A 22,493-nucleotide genomic window follows, 5' to 3' on the forward strand; every position below is an offset into this window, starting at 1 on the left:
AGGTTGCAGGCGGTATGAGACCGCCCATAATGTCGCGCATTATACGAGGCCGCGCGCGCCTCTGAACGGGATATTTAGGAGTCTTTTATGGCCGTCGCCCTGAGCACCCTGGTAGAAGAAGCCGACCGTTACCTGGCAAGTGCGAAGATTGCCGATTACTGCCCCAACGGCTTGCAGGTCGAAGGCCGGCCGCAAGTAATGCGCATCGTCAGCGGTGTCACCGCCAGCCAGGCGTTGCTGGACGCCGCAGTGGAGGCCCAGGCCGATCTGGTGCTGGTGCATCACGGCTATTTCTGGAAAGGCGAGAACCCGTGCATCACCGGCATGAAGCAGCGCCGGTTGAAAACCCTGCTCAAGCACGACATCAGCCTGCTGTCTTATCACTTGCCGCTGGACCTGCACCCGGAAGTCGGCAACAACGTACAGCTTGCCCGACAATTGGACATCACCGTCGAAGGCCCACTGGATCCGGATAACCTGAAAATCGTCGGGTTGGTCGGCTCGTTGAGCGAACCGATGACTCCCCGCGATTTTGCCCGTCGGGTACAGGAAGTCATGGGGCGCGAGCCGCTGCTGATCGAAGGCAGCGAGATGATTCGTCGGGTCGGCTGGTGCACCGGTGGCGGGCAGGGTTACATTGACCAGGCGGTGTTGGCCGGTGTCGATCTGTACCTCAGCGGCGAGGCCTCCGAGCAGACGTTCCACAGCGCCCGGGAAAACGATATCAGTTTCATCGCCGCCGGCCACCATGCCACCGAGCGTTACGGTGTGCAGGCTTTGGGTGATTACCTGGCGCGACGTTTCGCCCTCGAGCACATCTTCATCGATTGCCCGAACCCGATTTGACTACAGGGCTGGAGCCCAAACGAGGGGGTATATTCATATACCCTTTCGATCTAGCCGCCGTCCTGATTAGAAGAGGGCGCTGTGCTAGGATTCCCCGCTCGAACACGGCCCGCAGGCCGTCCATAAGATCGTTTTCGTGAGTAGCCATGGTCGACAAACTGACGCATCTGAAACAGCTGGAGGCCGAAAGCATCCACATCATCCGCGAGGTCGCCGCCGAGTTCGATAACCCGGTGATGCTGTACTCCGTCGGTAAAGACTCCGCCGTGATGCTGCACCTTGCGCGCAAGGCATTCTTCCCGGGCAAACTTCCGTTTCCGGTGATGCACGTCGACACCCGGTGGAAGTTCAAGGAAATGTACGCGTTCCGCGACCGCATGGTCGAAGAGCTCGGCCTGGACCTGCTGGTACACGTCAACCCCGAGGGCGTAGCGCAGGGTATCAACCCGCTGACCCACGGCAGTGCCAAACACACCGACATCATGAAGACCGAAGGCCTCAAGCAGGCCCTCGACAAGTACGGCTTCGACGCCGCATTCGGTGGCGCCCGTCGTGACGAAGAGAAGTCCCGTGCCAAAGAGCGCGTGTATTCCTTCCGTGACAGCAAGCACCGCTGGGACCCGAAAAACCAGCGCCCGGAGCTGTGGAACGTCTACAACGGCAAGGTCAACAAGGGCGAATCGATCCGCGTATTCCCGTTGTCGAACTGGACCGAGCTGGACATCTGGCAGTACATCTACCTGGAAGGCATCCCGATCGTGCCGCTGTATTTCGCAGCCGAACGTGATGTCATCGAGATGAACGGCACCTGGATCATGATCGACGACGAACGCCTGCTCAATCACCTGAGCGACGAAGACAAGGCGCGCATCGTCAAGAAGAAGGTCCGTTTCCGTACACTGGGCGACTACCCGTTGACCGGTGCTGTCGAGTCCGAGGCCACCAGCCTGACCGACATCATTCAGGAAATGCTCCTGACGCGAACTTCCGAACGCCAGGGCCGAGTCATCGATCACGATGGCGCCGGTTCCATGGAAGAAAAGAAACGTCAGGGTTATTTCTAAGGGGTTGTCATGTCGCACGCATCTGATTTGATCAGCGAGGACATCCTCGCCTACCTGGGCCAGCATGAACGCAAGGAAATGCTGCGCTTTCTGACCTGTGGCAACGTCGACGACGGCAAGAGCACCCTGATCGGGCGCCTGCTGCACGACTCCAAAATGATCTACGAAGATCATCTGGAAGCCATTACCCGCGACTCGAAAAAAGTCGGCACCACCGGCGAAGACATCGACCTGGCATTGCTGGTCGACGGCTTGCAAGCCGAGCGTGAGCAGGGCATCACCATCGATGTCGCCTACCGCTATTTCTCTACCGCCAAGCGCAAATTCATCATCGCCGATACTCCCGGCCATGAGCAGTACACCCGCAACATGGCCACCGGTGCATCCACCTGTGACCTGGCGATCATCCTGGTCGACGCCCGTTACGGCGTGCAGACCCAGACCCGTCGCCACAGCTTTATCGCCTCGTTGCTGGGCATCAAGCACATCGTGGTCGCCATCAACAAGATGGACCTTAATGGCTTCGACGAAAGCGTGTTCGAGTCGATCAAGGCCGATTACCTGAAGTTCGCTGAAGGCATCGCGTTCAAGCCGACCACTATGGCTTTCGTGCCAATGTCGGCGCTCAAGGGCGACAACGTGGTGAACAAGTCCGAGCGCTCGCCGTGGTACACCGGCCAGTCGCTGATGGAAATTCTCGAGACCGTCGAGATCGCCAACGACCGCAACTACACCGACTTGCGTTTCCCGGTGCAGTACGTCAACCGTCCGAACCTGAACTTCCGTGGTTTCGCCGGCACCCTGGCCAGCGGCATCGTGCACAAGGGCGACGAAGTCGTTGTGTTGCCGTCGGGCAAGAGCAGCCGCGTGAAATCCATTGTCACCTTCGAAGGTGAGCTGGAGCATGCAGGCCCTGGTCAAGCGGTGACGCTGACCATGGAAGACGAGATCGACATCTCCCGTGGCGACTTGCTGGTGCACGCCGATAACCAGCCGCAAGTGACCGACGCCTTCGACGCCATGCTGGTGTGGATGGCCGAAGAGCCGATGCTGCCGGGCAAGAAGTACGACATCAAGCGCGCTACGACTTACGTGCCGGGTTCGATCACCAGCATCGTCAATCGCGTGGACGTGAACACCTTGGCCGAAGGCCCTGCCAGCTCGTTGCAGCTGAACGAGATCGGTCGGGTCAAGATCAGCCTCGATGCGGCCATCGCGCTGGACGGTTACGACAGCAACCGCACCACCGGTTCGTTCATCGTCATCGACCGTTTGACCAACGGCACGGTCGCGGCGGGCATGATCATCGCTCAGCCGCTGGCGCATGGCAGTAGCTCCCACCACGGCAAACTGGCTCATGTAGCCACCGAAGAACGCTCCCAGCGCTTCGGTCAGCAACCGGCCACCGTGTTGTTCAGCGGCCTGTCGGGCGCTGGCAAAAGCACTCTGGCCTATGCGGTTGAACGCAAGCTGTTCGACATGGGCCGCGCAGTCTTTGTACTCGATGGCCAGAACCTGCGTCACGACCTGAACAAAGGTCTGCCGAATGATCGTGCCGGGCGTACCGAGAATTGGCGTCGTGCGGCGCACGTTGCGCGTCAGTTCAACGAAGCCGGCTTGCTGACACTGGCGGCGTTTGTTGCCCCGAGTGCCGAAGGTCGTGAACAGGCCAAGGACCTGATCGGCAAGGAGCGTCTGCTGACGGTCTACGTCCAGGCCTCGCCGACGGTCTGCGCCGAGCGTGATCCGCAAGGTCTGTACGCGGCGGGTGGCGACAACATCCCGGGCGAATCCTTCCCGTACGACGTGCCGCTGGATGCCGATCTGGTGATCGACACCCAGTCGCTGTCGCTGGAAGAAAGCGTCAAGCAAGTGCTGGATCTGCTGCGCAAGCGTGGCGCGATCTAAGCGTTAGCTGAAAACAAAAAGCCCGCAGATGAGTGATCATCTGCGGGCTTTTTTGTGTACTTTTGATCGTCAAGATCGCAGCCTGCGGCAGCTCCTGCAGGGAAGATGCACACTCGATTAATCGCGGTTGTACTCGGTCTGCGTAGGAGCTGCCGAAGGCTGCGATCTTTTGATCTTAGGTCACTGGATACTCCCGGTGCATTTGCCCCAACAACGCATCCTTGTCCTGCCACAATTGATTGATCCAGCCCTGAAACTCCAGGCGATACACCCCGTCCTGGTCGTAGTTCTTGCCAACGAACTGCGGTGGAATCTTCAGCTCCTGAAAGTGCACCACCACGTCTTTCACATTACCGCAGAGCAAATCCCAGTAGCCCGGCCGCCCGGCCGGGTAGTGGATGGTCACGTTGACGATGGCTTCCAGCTGGTCGCCCATGGCATCCAGCACGAATGCAATGCCGCCCGCTTTCGGTTTGAGCAGGTAGCGGAACGGTGAACCCTGCTGGGTGTGCTTGCCCTCGGTGAAGCGCGTGCCTTCGACGAAGTTGAAAATCCCCACCGGGTTATTGCGGAACTTGTCGCAGGTCTTGCGGGTGGTTTCCAGGTCTTTGCCTTTCTTCTGCGGATGCTTTTCCAGATAGGCCTTGGAGTAACGCTTCATGAACGGAAAACCCAACGCCCACCACGCCAGACCAATCACCGGCACCCAGATCAGTTCCTGTTTGAGAAAGAACTTCAGCGGGCGGATGCGACGGTTGAGCACGTACTGCAACACCATGATGTCGACCCAGCTCTGGTGGTTGCTGGTGATCAGATAGGAGTGCCGATAGTCCAGGTCTTGCAAGCCGCTGAGGTGCCAGCGTGTGCGGCAAACCAGATTCATCCAGCCCTTGTTGTTACTGATCCACGCTTCGTGGGTATGACTCATCAGCCAGCGCGCGAAACGTTGGGTGAGGGTGAACGGCAACACTTTGAACAGCGCCACACAGAACAGAAACGAGCAGAGCAGAATCGTATTCAGCGCCAACAGCAGCGAGGCGATCACGCCGCGCACGGGTGCAGGTAGAAAATCCAGCATTTAAATATCCATAGGTCGGTTGGCCGCTTGAATCGCGGTCAACGCGATGGTGTACACGATGTCGTCGACTTGCGCGCCACGCGGCAGGTCGTTCACCGGTTTACGCAGGCCTTGCAGCATTGGCCCGAGGCTGACGCAGTCGGCGCTGCGTTGCACGGCTTTGTGGGTGGTATTGCCGGTGTTCAGGTCGGGGAACACGAACACCGTGGCACGACCGGCCACCTGACTGTTCGGCGCCAGTTGCCGGGCCACGGTTTCGTTGGCGGCGGCGTCGTATTGCAACGGGCCGTCGATCAGCAGTGAGTGTTGCTGTTCGTGGGCGAGCAAGGTGGCCTCGCGAACCTTCTCGACTTCTTCGCCGCTGGCCGATTCACCGCTGGAGTAGCTGATCATCGCCACTCGCGGAGTGATGCCGAACGCCGCTGCCGAATCGGCGCTTTGCAAGGCGATCTCGGCCAGTTCGCTGGCGCTCGGGTGCGGGTTCATCACGCAGTCGCCATAGACCAGCACTTCTTCGGGGAACAGCATGAAGAACACCGACGACACCAGGGTGCAACCCGGCGCGGTCTTGATCAGTTGCAGGGCCGGGCGGATGGTGTTGGCGGTGGAGTGAATGACCCCGGACACCAGCCCGTCGACTTCATCCAGCGCCAGCATCATGGTGCCGATCACCACAGTGTCTTCCAGCTGCTGCTCGGCCATCGGCGCGTTGAGGCTTTTGGTCTTGCGCAGCGCAACCATCGGCTCGACATAACGCTCGCGGATCAGGTCCGGGTCGAGGATTTCCAGCCCCGGTGGCAACTCGATGCCTTGGGCGCGGGCGACCGCCTCGACGTCTGCCGGCTTGGCCAGCAACACGCAACGGGCGATGCCCCGTGCCTGGCAGATCGCGGCGGCCTGCACGGTCAACGGCTCGCTGCCCTCGGGCAACACGATGCGCTTGTTGGCGGCCTGGGCGCGCTGGATCAGTTGATAGCGGAACACTGCAGGCGACAGGCGCATTTCCCGTGGCGTGCCGCAGCGCTGGTGCAGCCAGTTGGCGTCGAGGTGGCTGGCGACGAAATCGGTGATGATCTCCGCGCGCTCGCGGTCGTCGATCGGGATTTCCTTGTTCAAACCGTTCAACTGGTTGGCGGTGTCGTAGGAGCCGGTACTCACCGACAACACCGGCAGGCCGGCCTGCAAGGCGCCACGGCACAGCTCCATGATGCGCGGGTCGGGCAGGGTGTCGCTGGTCAGCAGCAGGCCGGCCAGAGGCACACCGTTCATCGCCGCGAGGCTGACCGCGAGGATGATGTCGTCGCGATCGCCGGGGGTCACCACCAGCACGCCGGGCTTGAGCAGCTCCACGGTGTTGCGCACGGTGCGGGCGCAAATGATGATTTTGGTCATGCGCCGGGTTTCGTAGTCACCGGCATTGAGCACCTGAGCGCCCATCAGCTCGGCCACGTCACGGGTGCGCGGCGCGTTCAGCTCCGGTTGAAACGGGATGCAGCCGAGCAGACGGAAGTCGCCACTGCGCAGCAACGGCGAGTGCTCTCTCAGGCGCGAGGCGAAGACGTCCATGCTTTCGTCGGTCTTGACCTTGTTGAGGATCACGCCCAGCACTTTCGGGTCTTTCGGCCCGCCGAACAATTGCGCCTGCAATTCCACCCGGCCGGACAATTCGGTCAGCACTTCGTTTTCCGGCGCCGAAACCAGAATCACGTCGGCGTCGAGGCTCTTGGCCAAGTGCAGGTTGACCCGCGCGGCGTAGCTGGCGCTGCGGGTCGGGACCATGCCTTCGACAATCAGCACGTCCTTGCCAATAGCGGCTTGCTGGTAAAGGGTGATGATTTCTTCGAGCAATTCGTCCAGCTGACCGTCGCCGAGCATCCGCTCGACATGGGCCAGGCCCAGCGGCTGAGGCGGTTTCAAGCCGTGGGTGCGGGCCACCAGTTCGGTGGAGCGTTCAGGGCCGGTGTCGCCCGGGTGCGGTTGGGCAATCGGTTTGAAAAAGCCGACTTTGAGGCCGGCCCGCTCAAGGGTACGCACCAGCCCGAGGCTGATGGAGGTCAGACCCACACCAAAATCGGTGGGCGCGATAAAAAAAGTTTGCATGCGGATTCTCTAAGGGTGCATGGCAATGGTGAACGCCTATGGCTGGCGTTCTACCGATATTCAGTGGTCAAGGTTATCGCTAACCGAGCCTTGTGCGCACCAACCGCAATCAAAGGGCTGGCCTATTTTTTCATTGCGCAGCGCAGGGTCCAGCACCCAGGCCCGGGATTGCCACGGCGGCTGGTGCCGCAGGTGTTGGGTATGGCCGCAGGACAGCTCGGCCACCCAGTGCCCGTCCTCGTCCTGATGGAAACCTGTAATGGTCGAGGCTTTCATCGCACCCCGTTTGTCCGGGTTGTGTTCGCTTTCGGGCGATTGCTTCGCTAAACTTGGACATTCATCATTCTTATGCAAAAGGTCTCGCCCCATGCTGATCGCCGCCAATAAGGCTGTCTCCATCGACTATACCCTGACCAACGACGCTGGTGAGGTCATCGACAGCTCCGCCGGCGGCGCGCCGCTGGTCTACCTGCAAGGCGCAGGTAACATCATCCCGGGCCTGGAAAAGGCACTGGAAGGCAAAGCAGTCGGTGACGAACTGACTGTTGCCGTAGAACCTGAAGATGCCTACGGCGAATACGCTGCCGAACTGGTCAGCACCCTGAGCCGCAGCATGTTCGAAGGCGTCGACGAACTAGAAGTGGGCATGCAGTTCCACGCTTCCGCTCCGGACGGCCAGATGCAGATCGTCACCATTCGCGATCTGGACGGCGACGATGTCACCGTCGACGGCAACCACCCGCTGGCCGGTCAGCGCCTGAATTTCCAGGTCAAGATCGTTGCCATCCGTGATGCCAGCCAGGAAGAAATCGCTCATGGTCACGTCCATGGCGAAGGTGGCCATCACCACTGATTTTCTGCGCTAAGCTTTCGAGAACTGGAGAGGCGCCCGAGGGCGCCTTTTTAGTCCGCGGCTGTCCTTGGCGACATGACCAAGTGGCTGTTTCGAGAAGAACACGGGAAATTTGGAGTCCGTCATGAGTGCTTTTCACGACCTTACATTGAAAACTTTGGATGGCCAGGAGTTACCTCTGGCGCCCTTCAAAGGGCACGTCGTGCTGGTGGTCAACGTCGCCTCCAAATGTGGCTTGACCCCACAGTACGCTGCTCTGGAAAACCTCTACCAGCAATACAAGGGCAAGGGTTTCAGCGTGCTGGGCTTGCCGTGCAACCAGTTTGCCGGGCAGGAACCGGGTACCGAACAGGAGATCCAGGAGTTCTGCAGCCTCAACTATGGCGTGACCTTTCCGTTGTCCAGCAAGCTGGAAGTCAACGGTCACGAACGTCATCAGCTGTACCGCCTGCTGGCGGGCGAGGGCGCGGAGTTTCCGGGCGACATCACCTGGAACTTCGAAAAATTCCTGTTGGGCAAGGACGGTCGCGTATTGGCGCGATTCTCGCCGCGTACGGCGCCGGATGATCCTTCTGTTATCCAGGCGATTGAAAAAGCTCTGAGTTAAAAGCGCAGATCAAGATCAAAAGATCGCAGCCTTCGGCAGCTACAGGTATTCACGTTCCTCTGTAGAAGCTGCCGAAGGCTGCGATCTTTTCGTTTCTAATCCTTAATCACTCAAATCAATAGTGCTGTTCAAGGCAGGGCGCTCTCCATATTATCGCCGTCATAAAGCCTATATCCCGTGGAGCGTCCAATGCCTGTCAAAGCCCTGTTCAAGCCTTTTCACCTCGGCGCTCTCGAATTGCCGACCCGCGTCGTCATGGCACCGATGACCCGCTCGTTTTCGCCGGGCGGCGTGCCCAACTCCAAAGTGATTGAATACTACCGTCGCCGCGCTGCCGCCGGAGTTGGCCTGATCATCACCGAAGGCACCACCGTCGGTCACAAGGCCTCCAACGGTTATCCGAACGTGCCGCACTTCTACGGTGAAGCCGCAATGGCCGGCTGGAAAAAAGTCGTCGATGCAGTGCATGCCGAAGGCGGCAAGATCGTTCCGCAACTGTGGCATGTGGGCAGCGTGCGCCGCATCGGCACCGAGCCGGATGCCAGCGTGCCGGGTTACGGCCCGTCGGAAAAACTGAAAGACGGACAGGTCGTGGTTCACGGCATGACCCAGCAGGATATCCAGGAGGTGATCGCTGCGTTCGCCCAAGCCGCCAAAGACGCCCAGAGCATCGGCATGGACGGCGTGGAAATCCACGGTGCCCATGGTTATCTGGTGGACCAGTTCTTCTGGGAAGGCAGCAACCAGCGCACCGACGAATACGGTGGCAGCCTGGCCAACCGTTCGCGCTTTGCCATCGAACTGATTCAGGCGGTGCGCGCAGCGGTTGGCGAGGGCTTCCCGATCATCTTCCGTTTCTCCCAGTGGAAGCAGCAGGACTACACCGCGCGTCTGGTGCAGACGTCAGAGGCGTTGGGCGAATTTCTCAAGCCGTTGTCCGACGCCGGCGTGGATATTTTTCACTGCTCGACACGCCGTTTCTGGGAGCCGGAGTTCGACGGTTCCGAACTGAACCTGGCCGGCTGGACCCGCAAGCTCACCGGCAAGCCGACCATCACCGTTGGCAGCGTCGGCCTGGATGGCGAGTTCCTGCAATTCATGGTCAACACCGACAAGATCGCACAGCCGGCCAGCCTGGAAAAACTGCTGGAACGTTTGAATAACGATGAGTTCGACCTGGTGGCGGTGGGTCGTGCGTTGTTGGTGGACCCGGACTGGGCGCAGAAAGTGCGTGACGGTCGTGAGCAGGACATCCTGCCGTTCAGCCGTGATGCGTTGATGACGCTGGTTTAATGTGGCGAGGGGGCTCGTCGGAACGCCGCACCGCCCCGTTGGGCCGCGAAGCGGCCCTGAAACCTGAAAATATTTTTCATCAGATACACCAGCGTGCGCTGGGTTTACGACTGCTTCGCAGCCGAACGGGGCGATGCGGCGTTCCGACAAGCCCCTTCGCCACGAGGATCGTGACAAGCCCCCCGCAACTGCCCCTCGAACTGCTCGATAATCGCCGCCCAGCCCTGACGGCTTGCATGCTGGCGGGCATTGAGCCGCACGCAGCGCAAGGTTTCGCGCTCCTCCAGCAGCCAACGTGCCGCATCGCAGAACGCCTGTTCATCCCCGGGCATGGCCAATACGCCGTTGTAGCCATGGCGAATATGCTGAGCCGCCGCAGCCTGATCGTACGCCACCACCCCCAGCCCTGAGGCCAATGCCTCAAGCACCACATTGCCGAAGGTTTCGGTCAGGCTCGGAAACAGAAACACATCCCCCGAGGCATAGTGACTGGCCAGCGCTTCGCCGCGTTGTGAGCCGCAAAAAATCGCCTCGGGCAATTCCTTTTCCAGCGTCGCTCGTTGCGGACCGTCGCCGACCACAATCAATTTCATGTTGCGCTGTGGATAAGTGGTTTTCAGCGTGTCGAAACTGCGCTTGAGCAGACCAAGATTCTTCTCCTGGGCCAAACGTCCTACGTGGATGAAGGCGATGTCATCCTCGGCCAGTCCCCATTGCTCACGCAGTGATTTCAGTCGTCTGGCCGGATGGAACAACTGGCTGTCGACGCCTCGAGAGAGCAGCGCCAGGCGCTCGAAACTGCGGCGCTCCAGCTCCAGTCGCTGGCTGGCGCTGGGCACCAGGGTCAGGGTCGAGCGATTGTGAAACCAGCGCAGGTAGTGGGTCAGCAAACGCGTCAGCAACCCGAGCCCGTACTGGTTGGAGTACTGCTGAAAATTGGTATGAAAGCCGCTGACCACCGAAATCCCCAAACGCCGTGCCGCGCGCAACGCCGACAACCCCAGCGGTCCTTCGGTGGCGATGTACAGCACATCCGGGCGATGGCGCTTCCAGCGCCGCAGCAACTTGTGCATCGACGACTGCCCCCATTGCAGGCCGGGATAACCCGGCAGCGGCCAGCCCCGACACAGCAGCAACTCATCATTGCTGCCCATCAGCGGGTCGCCGCCCTGACGTGGCCGCACCAACTCGACCTGATGCCCGCGCGCACGCAAACCGTCGAACAATCGGCCAAGGGTATTGGCCACGCCGTTGATTTCCGGGGGGAAGGTTTCGGTGATCAGGGTGATATGCAGAGCTGTCGTCATGACCTCAGTGTCGGCTGAGGCCATGTCGTCATTGTGACGGTGGGATGATGGATATGTGACGCGATTAACGGCGTTCTGCCACCAGATTCTCCGCGCCACGCTCACGCACCCAGAATAACGTCGCTCCGGCCACCGCCGCCGGCATCATCAGGATATTCACCACCGGAATCAGCAGCACCAGATAAACGATCCCGCCAAAACTCATGCTCTGCCAGCGCTTCTTGCGCAGCCAGGCGAGCATCTCGTTCCAGCCCAGTTTGTGGTTGTCCGCCGGGTAGTCGATGTACTGGATCGCCATCATCCACACCCCGAACAGCAGCCACAGCGGTGCGGCAATGATGTTGACCACCGGGATGAACGACAGGATGAACAGCCCGATGGCCCTTGGCAGGAAGTAGCCGAGCTTGCGCATTTCCCGGGTCAGGGTACGGGGGATCATGGCGATCAGTTCGCCCCAGCTGAAGGTCGGGAAATCGTCGGTGCCGCGCACCACCACCTCGACTTTCTCCGCGAGGAAGCCGTTGAATGGCGCGGCGATGACGTTGGCGAGCAGGGTGAAGGTGAAGAACACCATCAACACCACCAACACCACGAATATCGGCCAGAGGATATAGCTGAGGAAGCTCAGCCAATCGGGCAGGGACGGCATCAGCGTATCGACCCATAGGCTGAACTGATGGCCGGCCAGATAGATCAATCCGACGAACAGCACCAGGTTGATCGCCAGCGGCAACAACACGAACAGACGCAGACTCGGGCTCAGGACCAATTTGAGGCCCTCGCGCAAATATTGTGGGCCGGACAGAACAGGGGCGGGCATAACGTGCTCCGAGCAAGGGGTAAACGCGCCGACCTTACCGGCTTTGCCTGGTGGGTGAAAGCGCGGTAGCGGCATCGACATTAACTGTAACAAAGGCGTCTATACATTCACTGCAACGGAATAGAGACCGCCTATGAGCTGGATTGTTAAACCGTATTTCCTTAATCTTCGCCCCCTCGATACGCTGCACCCATTCTTTTACAGGACTGTCGAGCCCAAGCCTTCCCCAAGTGCTTTCAACGGTCCTTTTTTATTCCCGCCGGCAATCCGGCGTTCCGCGCCCAGTGTTTCGGGCCGGTCAACAGGAGCAGGTCATGTCTGAAGTCCGTCATTCGCGAGTGATTATTCTCGGTTCCGGCCCTGCCGGTTACAGCGCCGCGGTCTATGCCGCCCGTGCCAACCTCAAGCCACTGCTGATCACCGGCATGCAGGCCGGCGGTCAACTGACCACCACCACCGAAGTCGACAACTGGCCGGGCGACGTCCACGGCCTGACCGGCCCGGCGCTGATGGAACGCATGAAAGAGCACGCCGAGCGCTTTGAAACCGAGATCGTGTTTGATCACATCAATGCCGTGGACTTCGCTGCCAAGCCATACACCCTGATTGGCGACAGCGCGACTTACACCTGCGACGCCCTGATCATCGCTACCGGTGCCAGCGCTCGTTACCTGGGCCTGCCGTCGGAAGAAACGTTCATGGGCAAAGGCGTTTCGGCCTGCGCGACCTGTGACGGTTTCTTCTATCGCAACAAGCCAGTGGCTGTGGTCGGTGGCGGTAATACCGCTGTCGAAGAAGCGCTGTACCTGGCCAACATCGCCAGCACCGTGACCCTGATTCACCGTCGCGAAACGTTCCGCGCCGAGAAGATCCTGATCGACAAGCTCAATGCCCGGGTTGCCGAAGGCAAGATCATCCTGAAGCTGAACGCGACCCTGGACGAAGTGCTGGGCGACAACATGGGTGTGACCGGTGCTCGCCTGAAGAACAACGATGGCAGCTTCGACGAAATCAAAGTCGACGGCGTGTTCATCGCCATCGGCCACACCCCGAACACGTCGTTGTTCGAAGGTCAGCTGACGTTGAAAGACGGCTACCTGGTTGTACAGGGCGGCCGTGACGGCAACGCCACTGCCACCAGCGTCGAAGGTATCTTTGCTGCCGGTGACGTGGCCGACCACGTTTATCGTCAAGCCATCACCTCGGCCGGCGCCGGCTGCATGGCGGCATTGGACACCGAGCGTTACCTCGACGGCCTGCAGAACGTTTCGTTCTGATTCCGTAGAGAGTAAAAAACCGGCTTCGGCCGGTTTTTTTTAATGCTCAAGCCAGTTTCTGCAGACACGCCTCAAGAATATCCAGCCCTTCTTCCAGCACGGCGGCCTCAGTGGTCAATGGCGCGAGCAGCCGAATGATGTGGCGCGACTTGCCGCTGGGCATCAGCAGCAAGCCCGACTCTCGCGCCAAGGCCAGCAGTTGTGTCAGTTGCGCCGAAGCCGGTGTGCCGTCGGCATTGATCAACTCAATGCCGCGCATCGCACCCACGCCGGTCAAACGGCCCAGATACGGTGACAGTCCGCGTGCTCGCCAGGCTTCGTAGCGGCTGACAATCGCTTCTTCCTGCTGCGAGCCCCAAGCGTGCAGATGTGCATCACTCATTTCATCCAGGGTCGCCAACGCGGCGGCGCAGGCGATGGGATTTCCTGAGTAGGTGCCGCCCAGTCCGCCCTTGGGCAAGTTGTCGACTAGCGACTTGCGCCCGACAACCGCACCCAGCGGCACGCCGCCGGCAATGCTTTTGCCCAGCAGGATCAGGTCCGGCTCAATGCCCAATCGCGAGAACGCAAACCGCTGGCCGGTGCGGCCGAAGCCGGACTGGATTTCATCGGCGATCAGCAGAATGCCTTTGTCATCACAGAAACGCCGCAGCGCCTGGGCGAATTCCACATCCATCGCCAGAAAACCGCCTTCGCCCTGCACCGGCTCGACGATAAAACAGGCCACGTCATTCACGTCGATCTCGACGCTGAACAGCCGATCCATTGCCTTCAGGGCCTCGGCGCAGGTCACGTCATTGTCTTTGCTGGGGAAGGGCAGGTGGTACACCGGCCCCGGCAGCACGCCGACTTTCTGCTTGTAGGGCGCGACCTTGCCGTTGAGGTTGAGGGTGGCCAGCGTGCGGCCGTGGAAGGCGCCGTCAAAGGCAATGATCGCGGTGCGGCCGGTGGCGCCACGGACGATCTTCAGGGCGTTTTCCGCCGCTTCCGCGCCGCTGTTGGTGAGCATGCCACTGACCGGGTAATCCACCGGAATAAACGCAGCCAGGCGATCCATCAGTTCGATGTAAGGCACATGGGGAGCCGCGTTGAACGCGTAGTGGGTCAGGCGGGTGGCTTGTTCACGAATGGCCTCGACGATGCGCGGATGGCAATGGCCGAGATTCAGTACGCCGATTCCCCCGACAAAGTCGATGTAGCGCTTGCCATCGGTGTCCCAGACTTCGGCGTTTTTGCCGTGGCTGAGGCTGACGGGGTGAACGATGGAGATCGACTGACTGATGGTTTCGCTACGCATGGATGGCTGACTCTGAAGAAGGGATGCTTCTTTTTATCTAAGCCGCGAGCAGAGGTGTCCGGCAAACGAAATAAAGTTGCCGGTTCAATCTTAAAAGTCGGGATGTGCCCTGATACCTATCGAGGGCGACGCATAATCTGTGGCGAGGGAGCTTGCTCCCGTTGGGCTGCGCAGCTGCCCCCTTCTTTTCAAGGCAAGCAGGGTCGCTCCGCGACCCAACGGGAGCAAGCTCCCTCGCCACAGGTTTAGCGGCGTGTCAGTGGCTGCTGAGTGAACTTCACACCCGCCAAGCCATGGGCAATCAACGCCCGAATATTGGCGTGGTCGCTGCCTTCGGGCGTGGCCACCACCGAACGATAATGCTCGCCAAACGCCAACAACGCTTCTTCATTGCTCAGACCTTCCAGCAGCGCCAGGCCCAGGGTCTTGCACGAGCCTTCGTTCTGCCCGGCTGCGTTTTCCACGCCACCGTTGTTGAAAGCCTGGGGCTGGTAGTCATAACCGGCGGCAATGAACGCCAGGGTGTCGGCGAAAACGTGTTCGCCGCTGTTGAGGCTGGCGCGCAGGGTGTTCAAATCACTCATTGGGTTTTCCTTTGGCGAACGCCGCTTGTTGGTCGGCGCTGGCTTCTTTCTGGTATTGGGCTTTCCACTCGGCGTACGGCATGCCGTAAACCACTTCGCGGGCTTCATCGAGGCTGACGTCGATCTGGCGTTCGTCGGCCGCGGCCTTGTACCACTTGGACAGGCAGTTGCGGCAGAAACCCGAGAGGTTCATCAGGTCGATGTTCTGCACGTCCTTGCGGCTGTCCAGGTGGGCAACCAGCCGGCGAAAGGCGGCGGCTTCAAGTTCCAGGCGTTGTTGATCGTTCATGATGGGCTCTGTGCAATCAAATCGTGGCGCGGATGATAAAAGCCTGGCGAGCGATGCGCCAGACGCGGTCAGCGGCTTGCGGCCAGGGTAATCGACACCGACTCGGCGAAGCGCAGGGCGTGGGGCTTGTCGACTTCGACTTCGGCATACAGCACCGACTCATTGGCCATGATCAGGTCCAGCAGCTCCTGGGTCAGGCGCTCGAGCAGGGCAAAGCGATTGCCTTCCACGTGGGCAATGATCGCCTTGGTGATGGTGCGGTAGTTCAGCGCGTGATCGATGTCGTTGTCACGCACGGCGTCCTGGGCGGCATACAGGATGGTCAGGTTGATCAGCACATCCTGCTTGTTGAGGATTTCGTCCTCGTTGATCCCGATGAAAGTTCGCAAACACAGGTCCTTGACCCGGATGCGTGCCATTCCTGGTTGAAGTTGTGGCATTGCTACTTGCTCCGTCCAATCAATTGCAGGAACTCCTGGCGGGTGTTGCTCGACTCGCGGAAGGCGCCGAGCATCACCGAGGTGTTCATGGTCGAATTCTGTTTCTCGACGCCGCGCATCATCATGCACATGTGCTGGGCTTCGATGACCACCGCGACACCGGCGGCATCGGTCACTTGCTGCACGGCTTCGGCGATTTGCCGGGTGAGGTTTTCCTGGATTTGCAGGCGGCGGGCGAACATATCCACAAGCCGTGCAATCTTCGACAGGCCCAGCACCTTGCCCGTTGGAATATAAGCCACATGCGCCTTGCCGATGAAGGGCAGCATGTGATGTTCACACAGCGAGTACAACTCGATGTTGTCGACAATGATCATTTCATCGTTGTCGGAGGCGAACAGCGCGCCGTTGACGATCTCTTCGAGACTCTGTTCGTAACCGTGACACAGGTATTGCATGGCCTTGGCGGCGCGCAACGGGGTGTCTTGCAGCCCTTCGCGGTCGGGGTTTTCACCGAGGCCGATGAGGATCTCGCGATAGCTCTGGGACAGGGCGGTGTGGGGCAGGGATAACGTCATGGGGACATCCTCGCGGGGGCGGCTTATTTGACGTGCCGTCCGCCATTGACGGTCAGGGTCGTGCCGGTGACATAAGGGTTGTCGAGCAAATAGCGCAGGCTCTGGTAGATCACTTCGCTGCCGGGTTCGATGCCCAGTGCGGATTTGGCCAGGACCCTGGCGCGGTACGCCGCGTCGTCTTCGGGATTGAACAGTAGCAGGGCTGGCGCGATACCGTTGACCTTGATGTCTGGCGCGTACTTGGCGGCAAAGGACAGGGTCAGGCTATCGAGCCCGGCTTTGCTGGCGCAGTAGCCGATGTGCTTGCTGCTGCCCTTGCGGGTCACGTCATCGCTGATGTGCACGATGTCGGCGGGGCTTGAGCGTCTGAGTAAATCGGCACAGTGCAGGTTGATCAGGTAGGGCGCCAGCATGTGCACGCTGAACATGCGGCTGAAGGCTTCGACTTCGGCGCCCGGGGTTTCGGCCAGCCATTCGGAGGCGTTGTGGACTATCGCCCGCAGGCTGTCGGTGTGGTTCTTCAGTTCACCGATGAACGCGAGAATTCCGGCCTCGCTGGAAAAGTCCGCGTACACCGCGGTCGCTCCCAGATCGCGCAGGGTCTTTACGCCGGGGCGTTCGCTGCGGTAACTGAAAATGACCGGATGGCCGTCTTCGAGCAAACGCTGCGCGCAGTGCAAGCCGACACGCTGGCCGGCACCGGTGATGAGGATGGGGGCTGCGGAAGAGGTCATGAACGGCTCGCGTCGCGGTTAGAGCAAAACTATACCAGCGACGGGAGTCGTGCACCTACGCTCCTGCAAGAGTTACTGATTTTGGGTAGTAGGCGTTGCGGGCAACGGTTGTTGCGGTGCGGTGTTCAGCCAGCCGGCCAACAGATGGGTCGACAATGGAATGAAGAAATAGACCATCAGCGGCGTCAGGCACAGGGTGCTGACGAACACCCGGGCCAGTAATCCTGTTTCGGCCAATAACGGTCCCAGTACAAAGTTGAACAGCAGGGACACGGGAAAGAACGCCAGCCAGATCGCCACGGCCTGCTTCCAGCGTGGCGGGCGTTGCCCTACCGCACCGAACCAGCCATCGATGCCACTGACCCGATGCTCCGAAGGATGGGCAAACAGATTGCTGCCGCGTCCCAGCCAGGCAGTACGCGAGGCGGAATGCTCCCAGGCATGCAGGGTCTGTTCGTCGGCGAAGCGGAAAATAATCTGGAATTCGTCATCCTCGGGTGGCGGAGCAAGCACGCCAGAACCGAGATAGCCGGGGAAGTCGGTGGCCAGTTGTTCGCCTTCGCGCAACCAGGCCATCAGGTCCTGGTAACGCCCATCGGCGACGCGACGCGCAACCATCAGCGTGACGGGTGAGGTAGACATTGTGTATCTCCATATGACAAACGCGTCGCTCCGGATAAGAGCTTCGCCAGGCACAGCGCCGGGGTGGTGGGCTGCGTCTCGGGACAAGCAAGGATTATTCCTGATTACGTCATGGACGTCAGTACCAACTTCTTTCAACTACGTGTTGAAAGCTACCGGGGCAGGAGAGTTAGAATGGGATCCAATATTTTACATGGACGTAAATCCAAAGATGCCTGTGCTGACCGACGTTACGCCTGGCTTGTCCTCTGGTATCTCCCTGATTCGAGAAGAGCTGTTCCCGATTCGTGAGGTCGCGCGCATGACAGGAGTCAACCCGGTCACGCTTCGAGCCTGGGAGCGACGCTACGGGCTGATACAGCCCACCCGCACCGAAAGCGGGCACCGTTTGTATTCGATGATCGATATCGAGCGTGTCCGCAGCATCCTCGGCTGGATCGAGCGCGGTGTCGCGGTCAGCAAGGTTGGCAAGATACTGGCCAAGACCGAACCGCTCCAGGCGCTGGAGCGGATCATTCCCGACGAGCTCGTTCAAGCCGACTACGGCCAATGGCAGCAGCAGGTCAAGGCGGCGGTGAGTGTTTTTGACGAAGTTCAGCTGGAACACATCTACGGTCAGATTTTTTCCAGTTATCCGCTGACAGTTGTATTCCAGGACATTCTGATTCCGATCTGGAAGCTATTGCTACAACGCCAAGATGCGTTCGGTCAGACCAGCGAGTGGCTTTTTCTGGATGGCTTTCTGCGTTCTCGAGTATTGCAACGCCTGCTGCTGGTGCGTGTCATGCAACCGCGACGAGTGATTGTCTGCGCCTTGGCCGACCAATGTCGTGAACTCGAAGTGTTGGTCACGGCGCTCTATCTGAGCAGCATCGATTCGGCTATTCAGTTGTTGGCGATCGGGCAGCCCTTCGACGAGTTGATCCTGGTCTGTGAGAAGATCAAGCCCAGGGCGCTGGTGTTGATTTCCAATCACGCGCCGACTGCCGAACTGCCTCGACGTTTGAACCGTCTGGCCATGGGGCTGGAATGTCAGCTGTTTCTGGCCGGGGATGCGTCCGACCTGGCGCAGGAGAGTCTGGCCGGGTCGTCGGTGGGTTGCCTTGGAAACGAAGGGGGGGTGATGCGCCAGCGTCTGAAACAGTTCCTGGCGGGAAACCTGGATACCTGAGATTCAAATATGCAAAGCAGGATGGGTCAGGCGATGTTGCTGAAGGATGTACTGGCGCAGACGCTCGGTTTCGTCCTTGTCACTCTGGCTCAACTCGTAGGCGTAGAAACCTTGCTCGGTCTCACGCTCCAGGGTGCCGCGCAATGCAATCCGCTCATAGCCTGACGGGCTGAACCACAGCGCGAAGTGCTTTGGCGCCTTGGTCTTGTTGCGAACTTCCAGCAAAACCCCTTTGAACGATATTTCGTGCACCCACATCGTACCGGGTTGCCCCTTGGCATTTTCCAGCGCCACTGGCTCTTCGAGCGCCAGGCGCCATGGCCGAATCATTGGCCCGTCTTCATAAATGCTGGGGACACCGAGGCGTAGATGCATTGCGTGAAACTCATCTTCTACAAGGTGCAGCGGGAAGGTCATTTGCTGATTTTCGAAAGTGGCCTGGATGGTGACTTGCTCATGGGCGGCCAGGCGTGTGAGCAAATCACGGATCTGCGAGCCGCCGTTGACCAGCAAACTCGACGTCGCATCCCGCACATTGAGTTGCGGGTTGTGTTGCATGGTCTGGATAAAGTCCAGCTCATCCTGGGTCAGGAGTGCGTCGCGCTGCATGATTTGCTCGAAAGAAATAATTACAAAGTCATCGGTGATTGTAGTAAATGACCACTAATTCTCAGATTGGTTTGATCCGTTCGTCGACTTGAGATCAGCAAGTTCTGCCTGTACCTCGGCCAATTGCGCTTCCAGCTGTGCAACTCGCTGCTGTGCCTTGACCTGAACCGTGACGTCTTTCTGCACCCCGACAAAATAGGTTTGTCCGTCGTGCGGGTTTTTTACCGTGGAAAGCGACAGTTCGTTCCAGAACGGGGTGCCGTCCTTGCGGTAATTCCTGAGAATTTCCCGGCAGGAACCGCCATTGCCCAACGCCTGGCGAATCAATGCGAGGGCGGGCTGATCCCGGTCTCCTGCCTGCAAAAAACGGCAATCCTGATAGAGGATTTCTTCGCTCGTATAGCCCGTCAGGCGTTCGAACGCCGGGTTTACGTAAATCAGGATGTTGTCCTGTTCGCCTTCCTTTTCGGCAATCACTATGCCGTCGTTGGACGCGTCGATCACCATTTGCAGCAGTGAGGCATTGATCATCGCAGAGTCCTTTGCGTATTGATGGGTACGCTGCATTCTAAAAGATCAATGAGGGCTGTGCTGTTAATATCTTGGCCTTTTACTCAGCTTCAGGATCAGATTGATGAAAGTCGCCATCCTTTCCGGCTCGGTGTACGGCACGGCCGAAGAAGTCGCCCGCCACGCCGCAAGCCTATTGAACGCCGCCGGTTTTGAAACCTTGCACAACCCGCGCGCGACACTTGCCGATGTTCAGGCTTTTGGCCCGGAAGCATTTCTGGCGGTGACCTCGACCACCGGCATGGGCGAGTTGCCGGACAACCTGCAACCGCTGTATTCGATGATCCGCGATCAATTGCCCGCTGCCTGGCGTGGCTTGCCAGGTGCCGTTATCGGGCTGGGCGACTCGAGTTATGGCGATACGTTCTGCGGTGGCGGTGAGCAAATGCGTGAATTGTTCGGCGAACTGGGCGTGCGTGAAGTGCTGCCGATGTTGCGTCTGGACGCCAGTGAAACCGTAACGCCGGAAACCGACGCCGAGCCTTGGCTGGCGGATCTGGCCAGCGCTCTGCGGGGCTGACCGGCTTTTATTGGCGGCAGTGTTCTGACATGGATCCAGGCTCCCCCGCGCACTGACTCGCTCGGCCACCAAGCTGGCTGCCAATGCAACTAGCCGATCTCCGGGGGCTGACTAGACTGCTGTAACGTCAGTGAACATTAAGAACCCAGAACAATAAAAAGAGATCCTTGCCGTGAGCGTAATTCCCATCCAGTCGCCACACAGTCTCCAGGATAAAGTCAGTGCCGCCGAGTGGCAGACCCGCGTCGACCTGGCGGCCTGTTATCGTCTGGTCGCCCTCCACGGCTGGGACGATCTGATCTTCACGCACATTTCAGCCAAGGTGCCAGGCACTGAAGACTTCCTGATCAACCCGTTCGGGATGATGTTCCATGAAATCACCGCGTCGAGCCTGGTCAAGGTCGATCAGGCCGGCAACAAATTGATGGACAGCCCCTACGAGATCAACCCGGCGGGTTACACCATCCACAGCGCGGTGCATGAAGTCCGGCATGACGTCGTGTGTGTACTGCATACCCACACGGCGGCCGGCGTGGCGGTATCGGCGCAGAAACAGGGCATTTTGCCGATCAGTCAGCAGTCATTGTTCGTGCTGTCCAGCCTGGCTTATCACGCCTACGAAGGCGTGGCACTGAACCATGAGGAGAAGGCGCGGCTGCAAGCCGACCTGGGTGAAAACAATTTTCTGATGCTGCACAACCACGGTCTGCTGACCTGTGGCGGCACCATCGCCGACACGTTCCTGATGATGTTTACCTTTCAGCGCGCCTGCGAGATTCAGGTGCTGGCGCAGAACGGTGGCGCGGAGCTGATCGCCATCGAACCGCAGATTCTGGCGGGCGCCAAGGCGATGATCGCCGGCGTCACCAAAAGTGCTCAAGGGATGGGTGGCGCGCTGGCCTGGCCGGCGCTGCTGCGCAAACTCGATAAACAAGACCCGGGTTATAAACTCTAAATGGCACTCGCCGAAATTCCGCTGTGTGTCTGGCGTAAACGCGGCCAGACGTTCGTCTTCCGCGGTCAGACCATCCGCTATTGGGCTGCGGGGCAGGGCGAGCCGCTGTTGCTGATCCATGGCTTCCCGACCGCCAGTTGGGACTGGCATTACCTGTGGCAGCCGCTGGCGCAGCGCTATCGGGTGATTGCCTGCGACATGCTTGGCTTCGGCGATTCGGCCAAACCGGTGAACCACAACTACAGCCTGCTGGAGCAGGCCGATCTGCAACAAGCGTTATTGGCGCACTTGAACGTCGAGCAACCCGTTCACGTGTTGGCACACGATTATGGCGACAGCGTGGCCCAGGAGCTCTTGGCCCGGCATTACGAAGCACGCGCTCATATCGCCAGTTGCGTGTTCCTCAATGGCGGGTTGTTTCCCGAAACCCATCGCCCGGTGTTGATGCAAAAACTCCTGCTAAGCCCCTTGGGCTGGATGATCGGGCTAGCTTTTACCCGTGACGCTCTGGTGAAAAGTTTCAAGCAGATTTTCGGTCCGCAGACCCGGCCCACGGAAAGTGAGCTGGATGATTTCTGGAGCCTGGTCGATAGCAATCACGGGCAGCGGATCATGCATAAATTGATCGGTTATATCCCGCAGCGGCGGGTCCAGCGTGAGCGTTGGGTCAGCGCCATGCAGCGCGGCGAGGTGCCGCTGCGCGTTATCGATGGTGAGGTCGATCCGGTTTCCGGTGCGCACATGGTGGCGCGCTATCGGCAACTGATTCCCGCCCCGGACACTGTCCTGCTGTCCGAGATCGGCCATTACCCACAGATCGAAGCGCCGGCGCAGGTGCTCAAGCACTATCTGGAATTTCGCGATCAGTTGATTTCACCGCCGCTCAAGTTGGCGTGTTCCTGACTATCCCGCTGCCTTATCGCGCACCATTCAGCCGCCCCCGTGTTCATT

25 protein-coding genes are annotated in these 22,493 nt (G+C 59.5%); 11 read left to right on the top strand and 14 right to left on the bottom strand.

The genetic code is table 11. The annotated features are described in order from the left end of the window. Positions 1 to 87 precede the first annotated feature (87 nt). The 3 genes from ACCC96_RS19380 (at position 88) to cysN (ending at position 3,818) form a co-directional block, all read left to right on the top strand. Positions 88 to 846 (top strand): Nif3-like dinuclear metal center hexameric protein, encoded by a 759-nt coding sequence (locus ACCC96_RS19380; protein WP_018927191.1) that lies wholly within the window; start codon positions 88 to 90, stop codon positions 844 to 846. A 146-nt stretch (positions 847 to 992) separates the two neighbouring features. Continuing rightward, complete coding sequence (gene cysD, locus ACCC96_RS19385) at positions 993 to 1,910, top strand: sulfate adenylyltransferase subunit CysD (protein ID WP_019647662.1); 918 nt, start codon at positions 993 to 995, stop codon at positions 1,908 to 1,910. 9 nt (positions 1,911 to 1,919) lie between these two features. Then, entirely contained in the window at positions 1,920 to 3,818 is a 1,899-nt protein-coding gene (gene cysN / locus ACCC96_RS19390; RefSeq protein ID WP_413696646.1) for a sulfate adenylyltransferase subunit CysN, read from the top strand. A 175-nt stretch (positions 3,819 to 3,993) separates the two neighbouring features. Here the strand turns inward: cysN and ACCC96_RS19395 are convergent, their stop codons facing one another. From ACCC96_RS19395 to ACCC96_RS19405, 3 genes are read right to left on the bottom strand one after another with little or no spacing between them, the layout of a single operon-like run. Continuing rightward, positions 3,994 to 4,896 carry an acyltransferase gene (locus ACCC96_RS19395; protein ID WP_258671154.1) on the bottom strand — a complete coding sequence of 301 codons (903 nt, stop codon included), beginning with the start codon at positions 4,894 to 4,896 and terminating at the stop codon, positions 3,994 to 3,996. Further along, complete coding sequence (gene pta, locus ACCC96_RS19400; RefSeq protein WP_018927188.1) at positions 4,897 to 6,996, bottom strand: phosphate acetyltransferase; 2,100 nt, start codon at positions 6,994 to 6,996, stop codon at positions 4,897 to 4,899. A 60-nt stretch (positions 6,997 to 7,056) separates the two neighbouring features. Then, the gene (locus ACCC96_RS19405) at positions 7,057 to 7,395 is read right to left on the bottom strand and encodes a DUF3565 domain-containing protein (RefSeq protein WP_026286504.1); all 339 of its coding nucleotides are present in this window, start codon (positions 7,393 to 7,395) and stop codon (positions 7,057 to 7,059) included. Here ACCC96_RS19405 and ACCC96_RS19410 point away from each other — a divergent pair. From ACCC96_RS19410 to ACCC96_RS19420, 3 genes are all read left to right on the top strand, one after another. Next, positions 7,364 to 7,849, top strand: a complete 486-nt coding sequence (locus ACCC96_RS19410; RefSeq protein ID WP_007942189.1) for an FKBP-type peptidyl-prolyl cis-trans isomerase — start codon at positions 7,364 to 7,366, stop codon at positions 7,847 to 7,849. The two genes, ACCC96_RS19405 and ACCC96_RS19410, sit on opposite strands and share 32 nt — an antisense overlap. 124 nt (positions 7,850 to 7,973) lie before the next feature. Further along, positions 7,974 to 8,456, top strand: coding sequence for a glutathione peroxidase (locus tag ACCC96_RS19415; RefSeq protein ID WP_413696647.1), 483 nt, complete (start codon positions 7,974 to 7,976; stop codon positions 8,454 to 8,456). A 189-nt stretch (positions 8,457 to 8,645) separates the two neighbouring features. Further along, a complete protein-coding gene (locus tag ACCC96_RS19420; RefSeq protein ID WP_096479552.1) occupies positions 8,646 to 9,749 on the top strand; it encodes an NADH:flavin oxidoreductase in 1,104 nt (367 codons plus the stop codon). Positions 9,750 to 9,853: 104 nt separating this feature from the next. Here ACCC96_RS19420 and ACCC96_RS19425 read toward each other — a convergent pair whose 3' ends face one another. Continuing rightward, the gene (locus tag ACCC96_RS19425; protein WP_413696648.1) at positions 9,854 to 11,080 is read right to left on the bottom strand and encodes a glycosyltransferase family 4 protein; all 1,227 of its coding nucleotides are present in this window, start codon (positions 11,078 to 11,080) and stop codon (positions 9,854 to 9,856) included. A gap of 40 nt (positions 11,081 to 11,120) precedes the next feature. Continuing rightward, entirely contained in the window at positions 11,121 to 11,876 is a 756-nt protein-coding gene (gene cysZ / locus ACCC96_RS19430; RefSeq protein WP_258671150.1) for a sulfate transporter CysZ, read from the bottom strand. A 314-nt stretch (positions 11,877 to 12,190) separates the two neighbouring features. On the opposite strand from cysZ, the gene trxB reads away from it, so the two are divergent. Beyond that, positions 12,191 to 13,153, top strand: coding sequence for a thioredoxin-disulfide reductase (gene trxB / locus ACCC96_RS19435; protein WP_018927182.1), 963 nt, complete (start codon positions 12,191 to 12,193; stop codon positions 13,151 to 13,153). Positions 13,154 to 13,199: 46 nt separating this feature from the next. On the opposite strand, the gene ACCC96_RS19440 is transcribed toward trxB, so the two are convergent. From ACCC96_RS19440 to ACCC96_RS19470, 7 genes are all read right to left on the bottom strand, one after another. Beyond that, positions 13,200 to 14,450 (bottom strand): aspartate aminotransferase family protein, encoded by a 1,251-nt coding sequence (locus ACCC96_RS19440; protein ID WP_413696649.1) that lies wholly within the window; start codon positions 14,448 to 14,450, stop codon positions 13,200 to 13,202. A gap of 245 nt (positions 14,451 to 14,695) precedes the next feature. Next, positions 14,696 to 15,034 (bottom strand): HopJ type III effector protein, encoded by a 339-nt coding sequence (locus ACCC96_RS19445; RefSeq protein WP_413696650.1) that lies wholly within the window; start codon positions 15,032 to 15,034, stop codon positions 14,696 to 14,698. Beyond that, positions 15,027 to 15,323 (bottom strand): DUF1244 domain-containing protein, encoded by a 297-nt coding sequence (locus ACCC96_RS19450; RefSeq protein WP_018927179.1) that lies wholly within the window; start codon positions 15,321 to 15,323, stop codon positions 15,027 to 15,029. Before ACCC96_RS19450 ends, ACCC96_RS19445 begins: the two co-directional genes overlap by 8 nt. Before the next feature lie 68 nt (positions 15,324 to 15,391). Then, positions 15,392 to 15,763: a dihydroneopterin triphosphate 2'-epimerase gene (folX, locus tag ACCC96_RS19455; RefSeq protein ID WP_007942179.1), complete on the bottom strand. Its 372-nt coding sequence runs from the start codon at positions 15,761 to 15,763 to the stop codon at positions 15,392 to 15,394. 2 nt (positions 15,764 to 15,765) lie between these two features. Further along, the gene (gene folE / locus ACCC96_RS19460; RefSeq protein WP_413696651.1) at positions 15,766 to 16,341 is read right to left on the bottom strand and encodes a GTP cyclohydrolase I FolE; all 576 of its coding nucleotides are present in this window, start codon (positions 16,339 to 16,341) and stop codon (positions 15,766 to 15,768) included. Between the two features lie 23 nt (positions 16,342 to 16,364). After that, the gene (gene folM, locus ACCC96_RS19465; RefSeq protein WP_413696652.1) at positions 16,365 to 17,075 is read right to left on the bottom strand and encodes a dihydromonapterin reductase; all 711 of its coding nucleotides are present in this window, start codon (positions 17,073 to 17,075) and stop codon (positions 16,365 to 16,367) included. Positions 17,076 to 17,147: 72 nt separating this feature from the next. After that, the gene (locus ACCC96_RS19470) at positions 17,148 to 17,717 is read right to left on the bottom strand and encodes an antibiotic biosynthesis monooxygenase (RefSeq protein WP_019647675.1); all 570 of its coding nucleotides are present in this window, start codon (positions 17,715 to 17,717) and stop codon (positions 17,148 to 17,150) included. A 211-nt stretch (positions 17,718 to 17,928) separates the two neighbouring features. On the opposite strand from ACCC96_RS19470, the gene ACCC96_RS19475 reads away from it, so the two are divergent. Continuing rightward, positions 17,929 to 18,888, top strand: coding sequence for a MerR family transcriptional regulator (locus tag ACCC96_RS19475; RefSeq protein ID WP_026345657.1), 960 nt, complete (start codon positions 17,929 to 17,931; stop codon positions 18,886 to 18,888). A gap of 3 nt (positions 18,889 to 18,891) precedes the next feature. On the opposite strand, the gene ACCC96_RS19480 is transcribed toward ACCC96_RS19475, so the two are convergent. After that, positions 18,892 to 19,497 (bottom strand): hypothetical protein, encoded by a 606-nt coding sequence (locus tag ACCC96_RS19480; RefSeq protein WP_018927173.1) that lies wholly within the window; start codon positions 19,495 to 19,497, stop codon positions 18,892 to 18,894. Between the two features lie 54 nt (positions 19,498 to 19,551). Then, positions 19,552 to 20,028 (bottom strand): PAS domain-containing protein, encoded by a 477-nt coding sequence (locus ACCC96_RS19485; RefSeq protein ID WP_413696653.1) that lies wholly within the window; start codon positions 20,026 to 20,028, stop codon positions 19,552 to 19,554. Positions 20,029 to 20,131: 103 nt separating this feature from the next. On the opposite strand from ACCC96_RS19485, the gene ACCC96_RS19490 reads away from it, so the two are divergent. From ACCC96_RS19490 to ACCC96_RS19500, 3 genes are all read left to right on the top strand, one after another. Then, entirely contained in the window at positions 20,132 to 20,587 is a 456-nt protein-coding gene (locus tag ACCC96_RS19490) for a flavodoxin (RefSeq protein WP_413696654.1), read from the top strand. 172 nt (positions 20,588 to 20,759) lie between these two features. Next, on the top strand, positions 20,760 to 21,542 hold the full coding sequence (locus ACCC96_RS19495; RefSeq protein WP_413696655.1) for a class II aldolase/adducin family protein: 783 nt from the start codon (positions 20,760 to 20,762) through the stop codon (positions 21,540 to 21,542). Then, a complete protein-coding gene (locus tag ACCC96_RS19500; RefSeq protein WP_413696656.1) occupies positions 21,543 to 22,445 on the top strand; it encodes an alpha/beta fold hydrolase in 903 nt (300 codons plus the stop codon). It abuts the gene before it with no gap. Positions 22,446 to 22,493 lie beyond the last annotated feature (48 nt).

This window comes from Pseudomonas sp. Pseusp11, assembly GCF_047304405.1.
GTDB lineage: Bacteria > Pseudomonadota > Gammaproteobacteria > Pseudomonadales > Pseudomonadaceae > Aquipseudomonas.